The sequence below is a fragment of the Acidaminobacter sp. QWL-03 genome, from assembly GCF_058683855.1.
On the sequence record NZ_CM178752.1, the window covers coordinates 3,002,900 to 3,019,974 of the forward strand.

Sequence of the window (17,075 nt, forward strand, 5' to 3'; positions counted from 1 at the left end):
ATGGCTGAAAATTGCAATATTTTTAGTAATTTTCATCATAATTGCGAGTTGGCATTAAAGTTGCTATTTATATAGTTAGTCAGAAAGTTGTGGTTTATCAAAAAACGAAAATTGAAAGGTGGAACTAATATGCCAGGACAAAACTCTCATTGGTGGCAATACAAAAGTTGGAACGAAATAGTTGATCATGCCAAAGAATGCGATATCGCAATTATTCCTCTAGGATCTATTGAACAACACGGGCATCACTTGCCAACCGGACATGACACACTTCAATTGTTCCCAATGCTTGAAAGAATCGCCGAGCAAACCGGTGCTATTCTGATGCCTTGCCCGTGGTATGGCGCTCATCCGCATCATCACTGGAATTTTCCTGGAACAGTACCACTTTCAAATGATACTTGTAAAGCGATGATCAAAGACATTGTCAGAGGTGCTGCTGTAGCGGGCTTCAATAAATTTATTTTATTCTTTGGACATGGCCAGGCATTTGTAACCAATTATACAGTTCAGGATCTTGGTCAGGAAGGCTTTTATGTGTTGTCAGTCATGTTTCAGAACTCTGTCAGAGATGTGCATGATGAGATTTTCGAGACGCCATTCTGGCATGCGGATGAAGCCGAAACCTCCATTGCACTTTCGCTGTTCCCGGAATACACAGATATGAGCAAAGCCGTTGTAGAATATGCGACGCCGCTTCTTAGCAGAGAATTCCTTACGGGGCCAACTCAAATGACGTCTTCAAAACCTCTTAGATTTGATGAAGGCACAGTCAGCGCTCCTGAATACAAGGATCTAAAAATTGGCGTTGTTGGGGATCCTACTCTAGCTACAAAAGAAAAAGGAGATAAATACGTCGATGCCATTGTTGAGAGAATGGTCAACCTGGTAAACAGTATTAAAAAAGACTACCCTGCTGGTGTCAAGATTGAAACCAACTAGTGTTTACAGAACGCCGGTATCACTTAGGGAAATAAGGGGTAATGTGCATGATTAGGAAAAATAAGCTAAAGCAGCTGATCAAGGATGGCGGCTTTGCCATCGGAACCTTTGTTAAGTCAAATGATCCTGCGGTTGCGGAGATTCTGGGTTTTTCCGGGCTGGATTTCATAGTTCTGGACAATGAGCACGTTGCAATGAGTCGAGACAGCATGATTAATATGATTCGCAGCGCGGATTCAACAGGCATTGTTCCAATAGTAAGAGTCAGAGAAAACAGGCCTGTAGAAATATTACAGGCCTTGGATTCCGGGGCATTGGGAGTTCAGGTTCCAAATGTGGATACAAAAGAAGAAGCCGCTGCTTTGATTGAGAGTGTCAAATATAATCCCATCGGCAAAAGAGGCTTTTCTCCAACTACTCGCGCAGCTGCCTACGGTTTGATGGACAAGAAAGAGTATGTGGCATTGTCCAATCAAGAAACGCTTGTAGTCGCGCACTGTGAAACGACAACTTGTATGGAGAACCTGGATGAAATTTTAACGCTGGACTACCTGGATGTCATCTTCATTGGTCCAATGGATTTATCTCAGTCTCTTGGTGTCATGGGTGAGGCCAACCATCCAAAAGTTATTGAAAGTATTGAGATGATCATTAAGAAAGTTCTTGGTGCGGGCAAAGCGGTGGGCATTGTTTCAAGCCCGGCACAGGCTAATGATTATATTGCAAAAGGCGTCCAATATTTACTGATCAGCACGGATCAAGGCATGATTGCTTCAGCGGCTCAAAAGATCGCGGCAGATCTCAAGAAATAATTGGATGGCGTTAAACAACGCGAAAAGGGGCGAAGCCTTTGTATAAGGTATTCCTGACAGAACCGATTCATCCGGACGGCATTGAGCTTTTGGAAACTGTAGCAGAAGTTGTCCGTGGAACGTCAGTGGAAGCGCAGACTATTGTGAAGGAAGCTCAGGACTGCGACGCCATGCTTGTACGTTCGGCTTATGTAACCAGCGAGATGATGGCGGCACTTCCAAAACTCAAAATTGTCGCAAAACACGGTATTGGTGTAGACAACATTGATGTTGAGGCGGCGACGCAAAGCGGGATTATGGTTGTGAATGCACCGGAGGCAAATATTAATGCGGTCGCAGAGCATGCCTTTGCACTGATTATGGCACTTTCAAAGAACTTATTGTTTTTAGACCGTAATTTGCGAAACGGCGACTTCAAAGCAAGAAACAAGTACCCTTGCACTGAAATCAAAGGCAAAGTTATAGGCTTGATTGGTCTGGGGCGCATATCAAAGTTGCTGGCTATGAAGATTAAATCCCTGGATGTTCGAGTGATCGCCTATGATCCGTTTGTTTCAGAAGACAGCAGAGCCTTTGCATCCTCTGAGGGGATTGATCTCGTTGAAACCTTGGATGAAATTTTAACCCTCTCAGATCTTGTTTCGATTCATGTTCCGCTGACGAATGACACCAGAGGGATGTTTGACAAAGCGGCATTGTCGAAAATGAAGTCCGAATCTTATCTGATCAATGTAGCTCGCGGTCATATAGTGGATGAGGACGCATTATATGAGGCGCTAAAGAATCAAAAGATTAAAGGTGCGGCACTGGACGTATTCGCTGAAGAGCCGCCGGCAAAAGATCACCCGTTGTTTCAGCTTGATAATATCATTGTTTCCCCGCATAACGCAGCATTGACCCACGAGGCACTCTGTGCTATGGCAACTCACTCTGCTCAAGGTATTGTTGAGTTTCTGTCAAATAGGGAACCAAGGAATATAGTAAATCGAAATGTTTTAAAAACTCCTTAATATACTTGTTGGAAAGCGAGGCTTAGTTAATGGAAAACATGATAATTCCTCCATTGAAGGATGGCAGAAAGCTATTAAGAGTTAATCTGACTACTGGTGAAGTCAAGACTGAAATGATAGCAGAAAGAATTCTCAGACGCTATTATGGCGGCGGTGCACTGGCGACTTACTTCTTGCTCAATGAACTGAAACCGGGCATCGATCCGCTGGGTGAAGAAAATCTATTGGTTATTACCTGCAGCGTTTTGACTGGAACTTTAATCCCGGGCGCATCCAGATATACTATAGCCTCCAAATCACCATTGACGAATGGGTTTGCGGAATCAGAGGCGGGCGGATTTTGGGGTCCTCAACTCGCAAAAGCCGGATACATTGGGATCATCATTTCAGGTGTTTCTGAAAAACCTGTTTACTTATGGATTCACAACGAAAAGGTCGAGATTAGAGACGCATCCCATCTGACGGGGAAATCCACAGGTGAAGTAGAAGGGCTGATTCGCGAAGAGCTGGGTGACAACAAAATTGTCATAGCCCAGACCGGCCCGGCAGGTGAAAAGCTGGTCAAATATGCTTGTGTGTTAAACAATCTAAAACATGCCAACGGAAGAACGGGCATGGGCGCAGTCTTTGGCTCAAAGAAGCTCAGAGGGATCGCGGTGCGTGGAACTTTGGATATGCCGGTCGCAAATCCTGATGCAGTGAAGGAACACGTCAAATGGTTCGGCGAAAACTGGAAAAACAACACTAGTAATGTTCGCTTGAATAAATATGGAACGGCGCATTCCATCTCGGGCCTTCAAAACACAGGGACACTCCCTAGCTATAACTGGAGAGACGGTGAATTTAAAGACGCAGAAAAGTTCTATGGTGAAACCATGACGGACACCATTTTGCTTAAAAATGAAGGCTGCTATGCTTGTCCTGTCAGATGCAAACGGGTCGTCAGCGGTACGGAATATAACGTGGACCCAATTTATGGCGGACCTGAATATGAGACGATTGGTGGATTTGGTTCAATTTGCGGCATCTCCGATCTCCCGGCAATATCAAAGGCTCATGAAATGTGCAATGCAGTCGGTTTGGATACGGTATCTACCTCGGTTGCAATTGGCTTTGCAATGGAATGCTATGAAAAGGGCATCATAACCGACAAAGATACAAATGGCGTAAAGCTCGACTGGGGCAATATAGAGTCTATGCTGAAGATGATCGACATGATCGCCAACGGCGAAGCAATAGGCAAACTTCTGGGAGAAGGCGTTGCAAAAGCTGCGAAAGTACTGGGACATGACAGTGATAAATTCGCTATGGAAGTAAAAGGACAAGAATTCGCGGCTCATGATCCGAGAGGTAAAACAGGCGTTGGTTTAGGCTTCGCCATTTCTCCAACAGGTGCGGATCATCTTGAAATCGCTCATGACGGTGGATTTGCGGACTACACGATTGCGCTCGAAAACGTTGCGCCAATTGGAATTCACGAGCCTGTAGACATGGTTGCGCTGACAAATGAGAAATTGAGGCTGTTTTACAAACTTCAACAGGTCTGCAGTCTAAATAACAGCACTGGGATGTGTAATCTTGTCATGGCACCCGCATTTACCTTCCCGTTTGATAAATTTATTGAGGTCGTCGGAGCTGTTACCGGCTGGAGAATTAGCATGTATGAGCTTATGATGCTTGGTGAAAGAGCCAACAACATGGCAAGGTGCTTCAATGTCAGAGAAGGCTTTACCGCTGCGGATGACCGACTCCCTGAACGCTGCTTTGAGCCACTTGGAAACGGTGCAAGAAAAGGACAGTTTCTTGATAAGCAAGAATTCAGAAGCTTTATTGATAACTATTACAGCATTTGTGGCTGGGACACAGAAGGTGTTCCAACACCTGCAAAACTTATCGAACTTGAACTGGAATGGATTAAGTTGTCATAATAACAGGCGGTTTTAGACTCAGACTATTTGAAAAGAGGTCGATTGTTGTGAATGAGCATACCAGCTTGCATAGGTTTAAAGGCGAGGCGCAGTATGAACGCGTTATTACTTCAGAAAACTCAAAGTTAAAATTCATGGGCTTTGACAGGGTTCTTCTCAAAGCAGGCGAAGCAATGGAACGAGACATTGTCGGTGAAGAAATCGTACTTGTTTTAATCGAAGGCGACATGACGATCTCTGTAGAGTGGAACGGCGAAACTCACATCAACAATCGGCAGGGCGTTCGTAAAAGTGTTTACAAAGAGCGGCCTTATGCGGTTTATATGCCGCCAGGAAGCAAAATGACCCTGAGTACGGAAGGGGGCGTGGAGGCCAGAATCTTCTGCGCACCATGTGAAGAAGGCAATCCTCCTTATTTCTGTACCCCTGACAATGTGGATGAAGGCACGCCGGGCGCCATGAATATGAAGAGGAAGTACCGATTTGTCTTTGGACCTCCGGGACAAAACAATGACACAGTTACCAAGAAACTGATTGTTGGAGAGTCCGTATCGGTCCCGGGCGGGTGGATTGGATTCCCAGCCCACAGACATGATTATGACACAAAGGATGAAACGGAACTTGAGGAAGTATTTTCCTTCAAAGTTTATGGTCCAAGGGGCGGTTATGTCATTCAGCATTCCTATGAGCTTGAGCCTAGATGGGATGAATTCAATGTTATTGAAGATGATCTTTGTGCAGTAGCACTGCCAAAAGGCTATCATACTTCCATGGCTGTTCCGGGATGTGTTGAATACCTGCTCTGGGGTTTGGCTGGTGACAAAGGCAAAGACTATGTGCTCAAGTTTGACCATAGACTTGAGTGGATCAGAGAAGCCGAAAACCTCTTTCCAACGTTTTAATAAGTGAGAACATCGTCAATTAGTGATTTGGAAACGATTTCGAATACAAGATGTACACTAGAAGGTCGGATTTTTCATTCCAAGTTGGAGGTCATAGTATGGTTAGAGTTGGTGTAGCAGGTTATGGTGTTATTGGACAGAGATTGGCTGACGGTATAGCGCTTCAAAAAGATATGGAGCTTGTGGGCGTTGTTGACGTTGCGCCGACCCTGTCAGTAAAGGCGTTGAAAGAGAAAGGCATGCCTTATGCCTTTTACGCAGCGACTGAGGAAAGTATTCCAAACCTTGAGAAGCACGGCATTCCTGTCTCCGGAACTATGGAGGACATGCTCAAAAAGGTAGATATCATGCTGGACGCTACTGGAGCGGGCATCGGTGCAAAGAATAAGGTTCTCTATGAAAAGTATGGCGTTAAGGCAGTATTTCAAGGCGGAGAAAGCAATAACGTCGCGGATGTCTTTTTTCACGGTTATGCGAACTATGAAGAAGGATTGGGCAAAAATTTCCTCAAACTGACTTCCTGCAATACAACTGGACTCATCAGAGCCATTGATTGTCTGGACAGAAAAGTCGGCATAGAAAAAGTGGCGATTACAATAGTCAGACGCGTCGCTGATCCTGGCGATTACCACAGAGGTCTCACCAATGCGCTGCAAGTAGATAAGGCGCCAAACCACCAGGCTATTGATTTGATGACGATCATGCCGCATATTGACGCTACCGGTCTGCTGATTCATACACCTGTAACACACGGCCATTTCATTTCAGTTGTAGCAACTCCAAAAGCTGATATGGAGATAGATGAGGTCATTGCAGCATTTTCTGAGCATGATCGCATCAGAGTCGTCAGCATTGACGAGGGTTTTCTCGGAAACGCGTCTCTTTTCAGATATGCCAGAGATCTTGGAAATCCAAGAGGTGACATGTATGAAATTGCGGTCTGGAGAGATACTGTCGTAAAATCCGGAAAAGATATAATGTTTGGCATTCATATCCCTCAAGAGTCGGTCACCATTCCTGAGACGATTGACGCTGTCAGAGCTGCGCTTGGAATGGAAACGGACAGATTGAAAGCAGTCGGTGAGACGAACAAATATCTGGGGATGGGAGCATGGAAGTAAACGATACCTTCAGAATTCAGAGCGTGGACGAATTCGATTATGATGGCAAGTTTGTACTGCTTAGAGTGGATATCAACTCGCCTATTGATCCGGTGACAAAAAAAATAGTCAGCGATAATCGAATCAAAAAGAGCATCCCGACGATTAAAAAAATTCTTTCGAAAAACGCTAAACTGGCAATTATCGCCCACCAAGGTGACACTTTGGATTATCAGAATCTAATCCCGTTAAACGAGCATGCAGAAAAGCTTTCAGCACTGCTTGGCGTAGAAGTCAAATATATTGATGATGTTGCGGGCCCGGCTGCACAAGCGGCCGTAAAAAATGTGCAGCCTGGCGAAGTGATTCTCCTTGGAAATCTCAGATATTATACAGAGGAAATTTCCACATTTGAAAACTCTGTGAAGCTAAAACCGGAAGAAATGCTCCAAACTTATCTGGTTAGAAATTTGGCGCCGTTATTTGATTTTTATGTCAATGATGCTTTCGCTGCGGCTCACAGAAATGCGCCATCTATGGTTGCCTTTCAGGAATTGCTGCCTACAGCAGGTGGGGAATTGATGGTGCAGGAAGTAAGCGCGCTTCAGAAGTTGATGGAGAAACCTGATAAGCCTTGTATTTTTGTACTTGGAGGAGCGAAAATATCGGATGCTTTTGGCATGATGAAACAAGTCTTGTCGAATGGTACGGCGGATAAAATTCTCACCTCTGGCATTACGGGTGAAATATTTCTGCTTGCTCAAGGCATTCGCCTGGGGACGGCAAAAGAAACTTTCATTCGCAAGAGAAATCTGGATGTTTTTATCGAGGACGCAAAGAGATATCTGGAGGAGTTTCCAGGGAAAATTGAAAGCCCGCGTGACTTATCCTATGAGGTGGATGGACAAAGAGTGACCGTTTCAACAGAGAATCTGCCGATTGATGATGCACTTTACATGGACATTGGTGAAGCAACGATTTCGAAATATTCCGAAATAATTGACCAAGCCGCAACCATTTTCGTTAATGGTCCTGCGGGTGTGTACGAGAACGCCATGTTCGAAACCGGCACCAAGGAGATTTGGAAGGCAATTGCGTCCTCAAAAGGGTATTCCGTCATAGGTGGCGGAGATACTGTCAGTGCCGCACAGAAATTTATTGACTTAAAGGATATTAATTATGTGTGCACAGCCGGGGGAGCCATGGTGCAGTTTCTATCCGGGGATGAACTTCCTTTAATTGAAGCAATGAAAAAAGCTTATGCGAAGAGTCAGAAAACTACGTTATGAATGGAGGCTATATCTTGAAAAAAAAGGTCGCGGTGATTCATACATTCCTATATTCAGTTGAAGACCTAAAAAAACTGTTCAAAGAAAAGCTGCCGGAAGTCGAAATGATCAATATCATTGATGACAGTTTGCTTCAAGAAGCACTTTCCAACAAGGGCATTACACCGGGGATCATTAAGAGAATTTCCAGATATGCCGTTGAAGCTGAAGCCCTGGGGGTGGACGCGATCTTGAATCAGTGTTCCTCAGTGGGTGAAGCTGCAGACATTGCTCAAAAAATGATCAATATTCCCTATGTAAAAATTGATCAGCCAATGGCCGAAGAAGCTGTTCGCCTCGGTTCGAAAGTAGCAGTCATAGCGACGGCTGTTTCTACCATTGAGCCATCATCGCGCCTAGTCGAAAGTATGGCGTTGAAAGCTGGAAAAGAAGTAAAAGTAAGCCGCTGCTTCTGCGAAGGTGCCTATGAAGCGCTGCTGATTGAAAACAACAGGGAAAAACACAATCAAATTGTCATAGAAACTATTAAAAAGGCAAGTGAAGAAAATGATGTCATCGTCTTGGCTCAAGGCAGCATGTATCATTTGCTTCCACTGCTTCAAGATATCAAAGTACCTGTTTTGACAAGCCTTGAAACTGGGGTAGAGCAACTGCGCGGCGTTTTGGGCCTGTAAAATCTGGTTTAAGTGTGAATAGAGCGGATAAGGCGGATACGGTTTGTGGTTTCACATAATTGTATCCGCTTTATTTAAAAATTTTTTTATACAACATTGTTACAAAATTAATTATCAAAATTTTAATTTGAAGGTGAGAAAGCATGGATTTTAAATCAGAAGCTGTTCGATTACATAAAGAGTGGAAAGGGAAAATCGAAGTTATAAGTACGGTTGAAGTGAAAACGAAAGAAGACCTTTCGGTTGCCTATACGCCGGGTGTTGCAGAACCTTGTTTGGAAATTCAAAAAGACGTCGATTTATCCTATGAATTGACCCGCCGTTGGAATTTGGTCGCGGTCGTCACAGACGGAACAGCTGTCCTCGGACTGGGTGATATTGGACCTGAAGCGGCTATGCCAGTCATGGAAGGCAAATGCGTCTTATTCAAAACTTTTGGAGATGTTGACGCATTTCCATTATGTATTAGGTCGAAAAGTGTTGACGATATTGTCAATACCATCCGCTTGCTCTCTGGCAGCTTTGGCGGAATTAATATTGAAGATATTAGTGCTCCGAGATGTTTTGAGATCGAAAAGAGGCTCAAGGAAGTATGTGATATACCGATATTCCACGACGATCAACATGGAACCGCAGTCGTCACAGTGGCGGGCCTGTTAAATGCGCTAAAAATTGTCGGTAAGAAAATCGAAGACATCAAGGTTGTGGTTAATGGCGCAGGTTCTGCCGGGATTGCGGTGACGAAGCTGATGATAAGCCTGGGTTTAAAACATGTGATACTTTGCGATAGGAAAGGCGCCATAAGCAGGGATCGCGCTGATCTTGACGCAACTAAGCAGGAAATTGCCAATTTAACCAACGAAGAAATGAAAAAAGGATTATTGGATGAGGTCATAGCGGGCGCAGATGTATTTGTTGGAGTATCTGCACCGGGTGTTGTTACGCAAGAGATGATCAAATCCATGGCGAAGGACGCCATTGTTTTTGCAATGTCGAATCCGGTGCCGGAGATTATGCCTAATTTAGCAATAGAGGCAGGCGCTCGTATTGTTGGGACGGGGCGATCTGACTTCCCGAATCAAATCAATAATGTGCTTGCTTTTCCGGGGATTTTCAGAGGCGCTTTGGATGTAAGAGCATCAGATATCAACGATGAGATGAAGATCGCTGCGGCTATGGCATTGGCCAATCTGGTTGATCCTGCAGACTTAAATGAAGATTATATAATTCCACTTCCATTTGATTCGCGCGTAGGAGCAGCGGTAGCTGAGGCGGTGTCTGAGGCAGCAAGAACTTCTGGCGTGGCGCGACTTTAGCTATCATAAACTATTCGGAGGATAACTATGGAAATATCTGTTGGCTATGGTAAGGGTGATCTCAAATTTACTATTGAGGACCAAAATCTATTGGCTAATTTAATTCCCAATAAAATCGAGATTGGCATAAGCGGCGAGGACGAAGTGAGACGCGCGCTCAAGGAACCTATTTCATCAAAACCGCTTAGAGAAATTGTAACGGCAGGCGATAAAATCGCAATTGTTACAAGTGATATTACACGACCCATGCCAAGTAAAATTGTGTTGCCGGTTATTATTGAGGAGTTGAATGCAGCAGGTGTTCAAGACTGCGACATTACCATTGTTTTTGCACTGGGAAGCCACAGAAAACACACACAAAATGAAATGATTTATTTGGTGGGTGAATCAGTTTATAATAGGATAAAATGCCTTGATCTTGATGTGAAAGACTGTGTCCATCTGGGCAATACGAACCACGGAACCCCTGTCAGCATATACAGACCCGTCGTTGAAGCAGATAAAAGAATTTGCCTGGGCAATATTGAATTCCACTATTTTGCGGGTTACAGCGGAGGTGCCAAGGCATTGATGCCTGGCGTTGCGACAAGAGACGCAATTCAAGTCAATCATAGTATGATGGTACTGGATGAGGCTAAAGCAGGTGCGCTGAATTCGAATCCGTTAAGACGTGACATTGACGAAGTCACCAGCTTTATTTCGATTGATTTTCTGCTCAATGTTGTTCTAAGTGAAAAAAAAGAGATTATCAAGGCTTTTGCTGGTCACCATAAGCTTGCCCATGAGGAAGGCTGCCGTTTCCTTGACCGTCTCTATAAGGTGGATATCCCAAGACAGGCGGACATTGTTGTCGTCTCAGCGGGTGGTTACCCAAAAGACATCAACGTCTATCAAGCTCAAAAGGCGCTGGATAATGCTAAACACGCCGTTAAGCCGGGTGGGATCATAATACTTGCCGCTTCTTGCAAAGAAGGATTGGGAGAAGGCGTATTTGAAAAGTGGATGATCCACTCAGAAACATCAAAGGAAATGATTTTTAGAATCCGCGAAAAATTTGAGTTGGGTGGTCATAAAGCTGCAGCAATAGCGATGATCCTGGAAAAAGCCAGAATCTTCCTGGTATCTGATCTTGAGGATGATTTTGTCAGGAGTATTTTTCTAGAGCCTTTTTCAAGTATCGATGATGCGCTCAGCGCTGCTTATGAGTCATTAGGACGAAATGTCGATATTGTCATTATGCCCTATGGCGGGTCAACTTTACCCGCCGTTTCAGAAGTGATCTAAGCGATTAGGAGAGAAGTGGAGTATGGGTAAGTATGAGGCTTCAAAAAAATGTGTTTTGAATTATTTTAGCGCACTTGAGAATGCAGATTCCAAAAGTATTAAAGACGTTCTAGGGTCGTTCATGTGTGAGGATTATAGTTGGAAAGGCGTTTATCCGTTTCGTGAGCAGCAAGGCATTTCTGACGTCGCTGAGGTGTTCTGGATTCCGCTTACTAAAGCACTGAAGCATATGCAAAGACGCCAGGATATCTTCATTGGAGGTACCAGTGAAATTGACGGTGAAGAATGGGTCATGAGCATGGGGCATTTTATGGGGTTGTTTGATTCGGAGTGGCTTGGCATAAGACCGACAGGCAAAATGATCAACCTTAGATATGCGGAGTTCAATTGTGTTGAAAACGGTTTGATTACTAAAACCGGGATTTTTGTGGACATTATTGGATTTATGCTGCAGGCCGGGATTAATCCGCTTCCGCCGCAAACCGGAAGCTACTTTGTATATCCTGGTCCAAGAAACCATGATGGTCTGCTGTTTGAAGATGCCCCAGAAGAAGAAGGAATAAAAACACTTGAACTTGTAAATCGAATGGTAGATGATTTAACAGAGCTAAATAAAAGCGGCGCTATGGGTTGCCCGCCGGAGATCCTAGAAAAAACTTGGTCAAAAAATATGATTTGGTATGGTCCTGCAGGGATTGGCGCCTCCTATACAATTCCTAGATATCAAATACAGCATCAATTGCCATTCAGAAACAATTTGAAAGATAAAACCTTTAATGGTCATGTCTGTCGATTTGCGGAAGGAAAATTTTCTTGTTTCTTTGGTTGGCCAAACTTATCCAATACACCAACAGGCGGTTTTTTGGGATTGCCTGGAGGCAATGTAAGGGCTGACATGCAAGTGGTGGATGTTTATTGCCGGGAAGGTGATAAGTTGTCGGAAAACTGGGTTCTGATTGATCTTCCTTACTGGTTGAGCCAGCAAGGTCTCGATATTATCAAGCGAACGACACAAATTTTCAATCCGGAAGTTTTTTAAATTCAAAGGCATAATCACTAGAGCAGAGTGCGGTGAGTCCAAAAAGAAAAAGACTCTGGTCGTATTCAAGGTGAACGACCAGAGTCTTATAGCTATGCATGAGATTACTGCATATTTCGTAAGTTTTCAGAAATAATTAAATCCGCTTCTGTGGCAGCAATAACCTGCTCCACTGTATACTCCGGATTGATTTCTGTTAGAACAAGCCCTTTGTCAGTCACGTTCATGACACCCATTTCTGTAACAATAACGTCAACCTCATTTGCCGCTGTTAATGGAAGTGTGCATTGCTTAAGTATTTTAGGCTTTCCTTTTGCAGTGTGTTCCATAGCGATGACAACTTTTTTTGCGCCGCAGACAAGATCCATTGCGCCGCCCATACCGGGGACGAGTTTACCGGGGATCATCCAGTTTGCCAAGTTTCCATATTGATCCACTTGAAGCGCACCTAAGACAGTAGCGTCAATATGGCCGCCGCGAATAATCGCAAATGACATGGCACTGTCAAAAAACGCAGCACCATCCAGAATCGTGGCTGGGACAGCCCCGGCATTTACGAGATCTTTTATTTCTTCACCTGGCTTTGGCTCTGGTCCCATTCTTATGTAACCATTCTCGCACTGGAAAGATATATCGATACCTTCGGGAATATAGTTTGCGACCAATATTGGAAGACCTATTCCCAGATTGACTATATCACCGTCCTTGAACTCTTTCGCAACGCGTTTTGCTATAATTGCGCGGATATCACTCATTGATTTGACCTCCGTTCACTATGTAATCTACAAATAATCCTGGCGTGACGATGTGGTTAGGATCAATTGAACCAACCTCAACAATGTGATCTGCTTCAGCGATGACTAAGTCTGCGGCAGTTGCCATAAGCGGATTCATGTTTCTAGCGCTGTTGTTATAGAGTATATTTCCCATATGATCTATTTTGTATCCCTTAATAATAGCAACGTCCGCTTTAATAGGAAGCTCGATCAGATACTCTTTATCATTGAGAAAGATTTTTTGCTTGCCGTTTTCAACAAGTGTACCAAGCCCAACGGGTGTAAGAACGCCGCCCAACCCTGCTCCGGCAGCCCGTATTTGTTCAGCGAGCGTACCTTGTGGAACCAAAACAACCTCGAGTTCTTCAGCATTCATTTGTAATCCGGACTGAGGATTTGTTCCAATGTGAGAAGTAATTACTTTTTTGACAAGTTTGTGATTAATTAACTTTCCGCCTCCGATATTGATAAAACTTGTATCATTGATTATGAGTGTCAAATCTTTGATGTCCTGACGAATGATTTCATCAATGATCGCTTCAGGTGCACCGGTTCCAAGGAATCCTCCACACATAACACTCATGCCGTCTTTGATTTTGGAGACCGCATCTTCTAATGAAATGACTTTTTTCATTTTAAACCTCCAGTGTATTTTCTAATGATTAAATACTGAATAGTGATGAACCTATCGATAATCAACGAATGCGCTTGTTACTCTATGTTAAATAATATGCAAAAATGATGCCAACAACGAATTGTTTCATACAGACATTTTCTCGAAAACGTAGCAAAAAACGATTTAAAATCAAGCAATACAGGTTGAATGTAGTGATAATAACTATCGATTGCCTGGGAAAATAGTTTTGCAGCAAAGGCTGAGGAATGAATGCCGAAAAATCGGCGAATTTTGATGGTGAATGGATCCTGAATGTCTAAACAGTTAAGCGTTACACAACCAGATCAAGGACGAGCAATAAACTGTTGGGATTTGAAATGTCCCGGACTTCTATTGCGAAATGCAATCGATAAAAAGAAGGCTCAAACACAAAATAATACATTGTCACTTTCCCTTCAATAAATTATATAATGCATTATAATAGTTAAACATTTATGAAATGGTAACTGCCGAAATTTGGGCGACGACCGCCGAAAAATCGGCCTACATTTCTAGTTTTTGCGCATAATTCAATTCCTGAAATTGAATGCTCAATTATGGAGGTGATTATATGAGGAAATATAAAAAAAGTGATATTGTCATTAAGTCACCTGGACAGCAGATCCGAGAAAAAATAATTGAAAAATACGGAAGCATAAAAAACTTTGCTGATCAAATTGGAATGTATGATTCGTCAGTGGAACAATATCTTACGACAAGAAGTCTGGGATCAACCACTTTTAAAATACGCTTAACAAATGAATTTCAAAAAAGCTTATCGGAGTTATACCTGACGGATGAGGCTCAGATTAGAATGATGACTTTATCAATCTCAGAAAATATAAGTACATATAATCAGCATAAAGATATTGAGGTGCTTGAGAAGATAAAGGATATTTGCATCAAGAGGGAGTTGCTCGAGGATTATGCAATAGTGTGCAGATCGTATGCAATCTTTTTCTATAATCAATTGAAAATAGATCGCGCGTTGGCCTATATGCAACTTGCCGTCAATTATCTGAGGGGTAAAGAATCCGGCGATCGATTTGCAATATATTTATCTGAACTGATTAAGATTGAAGCTGAAATCAGTCTGCGCTCCAGAATTAATAAGCTTACCACAGAATGTTTATTGCTGATCGATCAAACTGACAATATTGATGTCATTTGCAAGGTATTTACCAATATTGGACTTTCTATGTTTAAAATGGGTGATTATGATGATGCTGAAAGATATTTTCTGAAAGTTATTGATCTACAAGAGTCAGATCATAATGTGGCATTCGTTCTCCAGATGATAGGGGATATCAATATAATAAGGGGAAACTTTAGCAAAGCATTTAATAATTACTCCGAGGCTGAGAAGTTCTTAAGTCAGAGTGATGAATTAATGCCACCTTTAAATCACAGATTTGCGGTTTATTACAATCTCATAGAAGAATACCAGCTTGCTGAAAAATATATTGATTATGTTTTTAGTAAAACAAAGCTTAAACTCTCCGCTACTGACAATAAATATCTGGTTACAATGGCGGAAATTAAAATGCATTTTGGCAAGAATCATGAGGTTTTAATTGAAATTAAAAACCTGCTGGAAGAGTTGAAAAAAAATTCTATTTATGCGGAGCGTCATATTAAACAACTCGAAAAAATCGTTGAGCTTTACCGAACTGACTTGGTTTTTCTAAATAAGATCATTGATTTATTAATTAGTTTTTATAATGAAAGTGAACTTGAGCAGGAATTTATTGATGCCATTAAGATTGTTATTGGAAGAACCGTTTTAGAAACCTATCGTGTCAACAGCACAAAAAGAAGAATGTAAAAAGCCCGAAACTTTGAAGTTTCGGGCTTTAATATTATAGCATTGGTTCAATCAGGCCATACTTACCATCTTTTCTGAGGTAGACAACGTTGACTTCATCTGTTTCCCCATTTCGGAAAACAAAGAAGTTGTGACCCAGTAATTCCATTTGAAGGATGGCCTCCTCGGCATCCATTGGTTTAACAGGAAATCGCTTAGTTTTAACGATACCCTGCTCCACAGGAGCAGCGTAAGCGCTCTCAGGGATATATTCAAATCGAATAGTGTCATGGCTCTTATAGCGCTTTTCCAGTTTCGTCTTATGTTTGGAAATTTGCTTCTGGAGCTTCTCCACGGCCATGTCAATTGACGCATACATGTCAGGTGAAGATTCCTCAACTCGGAAGATGGCACCATTTTTAAGAGGGATCGTAATCTCGACGATCTGACGATTTTTCTGGACACTAAAGGTGGCAGTCGCCTCCACATCAGTTTTAAAATACTTTTGGAATTTGTCCAGTTTCTCCTCGACCATCTTTTTCAGGGATTCCGTAATCTCCACATTTCTACCTGCTACGATCACATTCATAACAACAACTCCTTCCGGGATTTCTTTATGTCACTTCCAGACAAATGGGTCTTAAATATGCGCTCCTCCCATCCTGATGAAGTTGTTATGATTTTACCCCTAACCTGCGCGGTCAAACAATTTTCAATTAACATGATTTTAACAATTAATAATGTTGGAAGATTCTCTTTAAAAAACGCTTTTTAGCCGATGGTTGATTATCATACACCGATGCAAATGTCATAGTCCAAACTTCCGCAGCGCCAGCCTCAAGCAACGCTCGAGAGCATACTTCGAGAGTCGATCCCGTCGTCATGATATCATCAATGAGCAAAACAGAGCGCCCGTAGATATATTCGGGTGTCCGTACCTCAAAACATCCCTTCAAAGCCTGACTTCTGGCGTCCCGATTCAATTTTTTCATCCTTGGTGTGTCCTGTGTTCGAATCAGGATGCGGTTAAGATGGCAAAGACCAGTCATTTCGCTTAAATGCTCAGCTAACAGCTCCATTTGGCAGTAACCGCGATGTCTGATCCTTTTCTTTGAAGAAGGCACGCCCACGATGCAGTCTACATCACTGATCCAGGTAGTTTTAAGGAGTTCTGCCATCATTTCGGCCATATGGTAACCAATATAGCGGTGGTCTTTGTATTTATACTTGAAGATCAGCTGTTGAGCCAGGTCGGAGTAAGCTGCAAAAGCAACATTGCCTTTAAATGAAGTCAGTTTGCCAAAGCAGGCATAACAAAGCGTGGTGGACATCTCAGGCAAAGGTCTTCCACAGCGCCTGCAGATTCTGCCGTAAATGATCCCCAAATCTTTAAGGCAGCTGGGACATAACCCATAACGTTCATCAAAAATGTCCTCGCCGCAGCCAATGCAGGTAATGCCTCTTGGAAACCAAAAATCGGCTGTTTTTCTGATCAAGTGCTTGAGGTCAAGGACCACAAAATCCCTCCGTGCGCTTCCGTCATC

General features: G+C 42.9%; 16 protein-coding genes. 12 read left to right on the plus strand and 4 right to left on the minus strand.

Annotated features, from left to right (window positions below; translation table 11 throughout):
• Positions 1–129: 129 nt before the first annotated feature.
• The 11 genes from AC4PHM_RS13975 to AC4PHM_RS14025 all read left to right on the plus strand — a co-directional run bounded on the left by AC4PHM_RS13975 (position 130) and on the right by AC4PHM_RS14025 (position 12,296).
• A complete protein-coding gene (locus tag AC4PHM_RS13975) occupies positions 130–942 on the plus strand; it encodes a creatininase family protein (protein WP_291405264.1) in 813 nt (270 codons plus the stop codon).
• A 47-nt stretch (positions 943–989) separates the two neighbouring features.
• Complete coding sequence (locus tag AC4PHM_RS13980) at positions 990–1,754, plus strand: HpcH/HpaI aldolase family protein (RefSeq protein WP_291405266.1); 765 nt, start codon at positions 990–992, stop codon at positions 1,752–1,754.
• Between the two features lie 38 nt (positions 1,755–1,792).
• Positions 1,793–2,764 (plus strand): hydroxyacid dehydrogenase, encoded by a 972-nt coding sequence (locus tag AC4PHM_RS13985; protein WP_291405268.1) that lies wholly within the window; start codon positions 1,793–1,795, stop codon positions 2,762–2,764.
• Positions 2,765–2,793: 29 nt separating this feature from the next.
• On the plus strand, positions 2,794–4,692 hold the full coding sequence (locus AC4PHM_RS13990; RefSeq protein ID WP_291405270.1) for an aldehyde ferredoxin oxidoreductase family protein: 1,899 nt from the start codon (positions 2,794–2,796) through the stop codon (positions 4,690–4,692).
• Between the two features lie 65 nt (positions 4,693–4,757).
• On the plus strand, positions 4,758–5,594 hold the full coding sequence (locus AC4PHM_RS13995) for a 5-deoxy-glucuronate isomerase (protein WP_291405272.1): 837 nt from the start codon (positions 4,758–4,760) through the stop codon (positions 5,592–5,594).
• Positions 5,595–5,692: 98 nt separating this feature from the next.
• Positions 5,693–6,715 (plus strand): type II glyceraldehyde-3-phosphate dehydrogenase, encoded by a 1,023-nt coding sequence (locus tag AC4PHM_RS14000; RefSeq protein ID WP_291405275.1) that lies wholly within the window; start codon positions 5,693–5,695, stop codon positions 6,713–6,715.
• Entirely contained in the window at positions 6,706–7,983 is a 1,278-nt protein-coding gene (locus AC4PHM_RS14005) for a phosphoglycerate kinase (protein WP_291405277.1), read from the plus strand. The genes AC4PHM_RS14000 and AC4PHM_RS14005 overlap by 10 nt, the downstream gene beginning before the upstream one ends.
• A gap of 14 nt (positions 7,984–7,997) precedes the next feature.
• On the plus strand, positions 7,998–8,657 hold the full coding sequence (locus tag AC4PHM_RS14010) for an aspartate/glutamate racemase family protein (protein WP_492018361.1): 660 nt from the start codon (positions 7,998–8,000) through the stop codon (positions 8,655–8,657).
• 143 nt (positions 8,658–8,800) lie between these two features.
• Positions 8,801–9,973: an NAD(P)-dependent malic enzyme gene (locus AC4PHM_RS14015; protein ID WP_291405281.1), complete on the plus strand. Its 1,173-nt coding sequence runs from the start codon at positions 8,801–8,803 to the stop codon at positions 9,971–9,973.
• Between the two features lie 27 nt (positions 9,974–10,000).
• Positions 10,001–11,257, plus strand: a complete 1,257-nt coding sequence (larAH6, locus tag AC4PHM_RS14020; RefSeq protein WP_492018362.1) for a nickel-dependent malate racemase, LarAH6 family — start codon at positions 10,001–10,003, stop codon at positions 11,255–11,257.
• Between the two features lie 22 nt (positions 11,258–11,279).
• Positions 11,280–12,296 carry a nuclear transport factor 2 family protein gene (locus AC4PHM_RS14025; protein WP_492018363.1) on the plus strand — a complete coding sequence of 339 codons (1,017 nt, stop codon included), beginning with the start codon at positions 11,280–11,282 and terminating at the stop codon, positions 12,294–12,296.
• Positions 12,297–12,400: 104 nt separating this feature from the next.
• On the opposite strand, the gene AC4PHM_RS14030 is transcribed toward AC4PHM_RS14025, so the two are convergent.
• The gene (locus AC4PHM_RS14030; RefSeq protein WP_291405287.1) at positions 12,401–13,051 is read right to left on the minus strand and encodes a 3-oxoacid CoA-transferase subunit B; all 651 of its coding nucleotides are present in this window, start codon (positions 13,049–13,051) and stop codon (positions 12,401–12,403) included.
• The gene (locus AC4PHM_RS14035) at positions 13,044–13,706 is read right to left on the minus strand and encodes a CoA transferase subunit A (RefSeq protein ID WP_492018364.1); all 663 of its coding nucleotides are present in this window, start codon (positions 13,704–13,706) and stop codon (positions 13,044–13,046) included. Before AC4PHM_RS14035 ends, AC4PHM_RS14030 begins: the two co-directional genes overlap by 8 nt.
• 592 nt (positions 13,707–14,298) lie before the next feature.
• Here AC4PHM_RS14035 and AC4PHM_RS14040 point away from each other — a divergent pair.
• A complete protein-coding gene (locus tag AC4PHM_RS14040; RefSeq protein ID WP_492018365.1) occupies positions 14,299–15,552 on the plus strand; it encodes a tetratricopeptide repeat protein in 1,254 nt (417 codons plus the stop codon).
• A gap of 34 nt (positions 15,553–15,586) precedes the next feature.
• On the opposite strand, the gene hpf is transcribed toward AC4PHM_RS14040, so the two are convergent.
• A complete protein-coding gene (gene hpf / locus AC4PHM_RS14045; RefSeq protein WP_492018366.1) occupies positions 15,587–16,120 on the minus strand; it encodes a ribosome hibernation-promoting factor, HPF/YfiA family in 534 nt (177 codons plus the stop codon).
• Between the two features lie 145 nt (positions 16,121–16,265).
• Entirely contained in the window at positions 16,266–17,048 is a 783-nt protein-coding gene (locus tag AC4PHM_RS14050) for a ComF family protein (protein WP_492018367.1), read from the minus strand.
• Positions 17,049–17,075 lie beyond the last annotated feature (27 nt).

What these genes read in the sequence shown, in the direction of transcription:
- AC4PHM_RS13975 (WP_291405264.1), top strand. Translation starts at nt 130, where the DNA reads ATGCCAGGACAAAACTCTCATTGGTGGCAATACAAAAGTTGGAACGAA.
- AC4PHM_RS14035 (WP_492018364.1), bottom strand. Translation starts at nt 13,706, where the DNA reads ATGAAAAAAGTCATTTCATTAGAAGATGCGGTCTCCAAAATCAAAGAC.
- larAH6 (WP_492018362.1), top strand. Translation starts at nt 10,001, where the DNA reads ATGGAAATATCTGTTGGCTATGGTAAGGGTGATCTCAAATTTACTATT.
- AC4PHM_RS13980 (WP_291405266.1), top strand. Translation starts at nt 990, where the DNA reads ATGATTAGGAAAAATAAGCTAAAGCAGCTGATCAAGGATGGCGGCTTT.
- AC4PHM_RS14015 (WP_291405281.1), top strand. Translation starts at nt 8,801, where the DNA reads ATGGATTTTAAATCAGAAGCTGTTCGATTACATAAAGAGTGGAAAGGG.
- AC4PHM_RS14000 (WP_291405275.1), top strand. Translation starts at nt 5,693, where the DNA reads ATGGTTAGAGTTGGTGTAGCAGGTTATGGTGTTATTGGACAGAGATTG.
- AC4PHM_RS13990 (WP_291405270.1), top strand. Translation starts at nt 2,794, where the DNA reads ATGGAAAACATGATAATTCCTCCATTGAAGGATGGCAGAAAGCTATTA.
- AC4PHM_RS14025 (WP_492018363.1), top strand. Translation starts at nt 11,280, where the DNA reads ATGGGTAAGTATGAGGCTTCAAAAAAATGTGTTTTGAATTATTTTAGC.
- AC4PHM_RS14005 (WP_291405277.1), top strand. Translation starts at nt 6,706, where the DNA reads ATGGAAGTAAACGATACCTTCAGAATTCAGAGCGTGGACGAATTCGAT.
- hpf (WP_492018366.1), bottom strand. Translation starts at nt 16,120, where the DNA reads ATGAATGTGATCGTAGCAGGTAGAAATGTGGAGATTACGGAATCCCTG.
- AC4PHM_RS14040 (WP_492018365.1), top strand. Translation starts at nt 14,299, where the DNA reads ATGAGGAAATATAAAAAAAGTGATATTGTCATTAAGTCACCTGGACAG.
- AC4PHM_RS14030 (WP_291405287.1), bottom strand. Translation starts at nt 13,051, where the DNA reads ATGAGTGATATCCGCGCAATTATAGCAAAACGCGTTGCGAAAGAGTTC.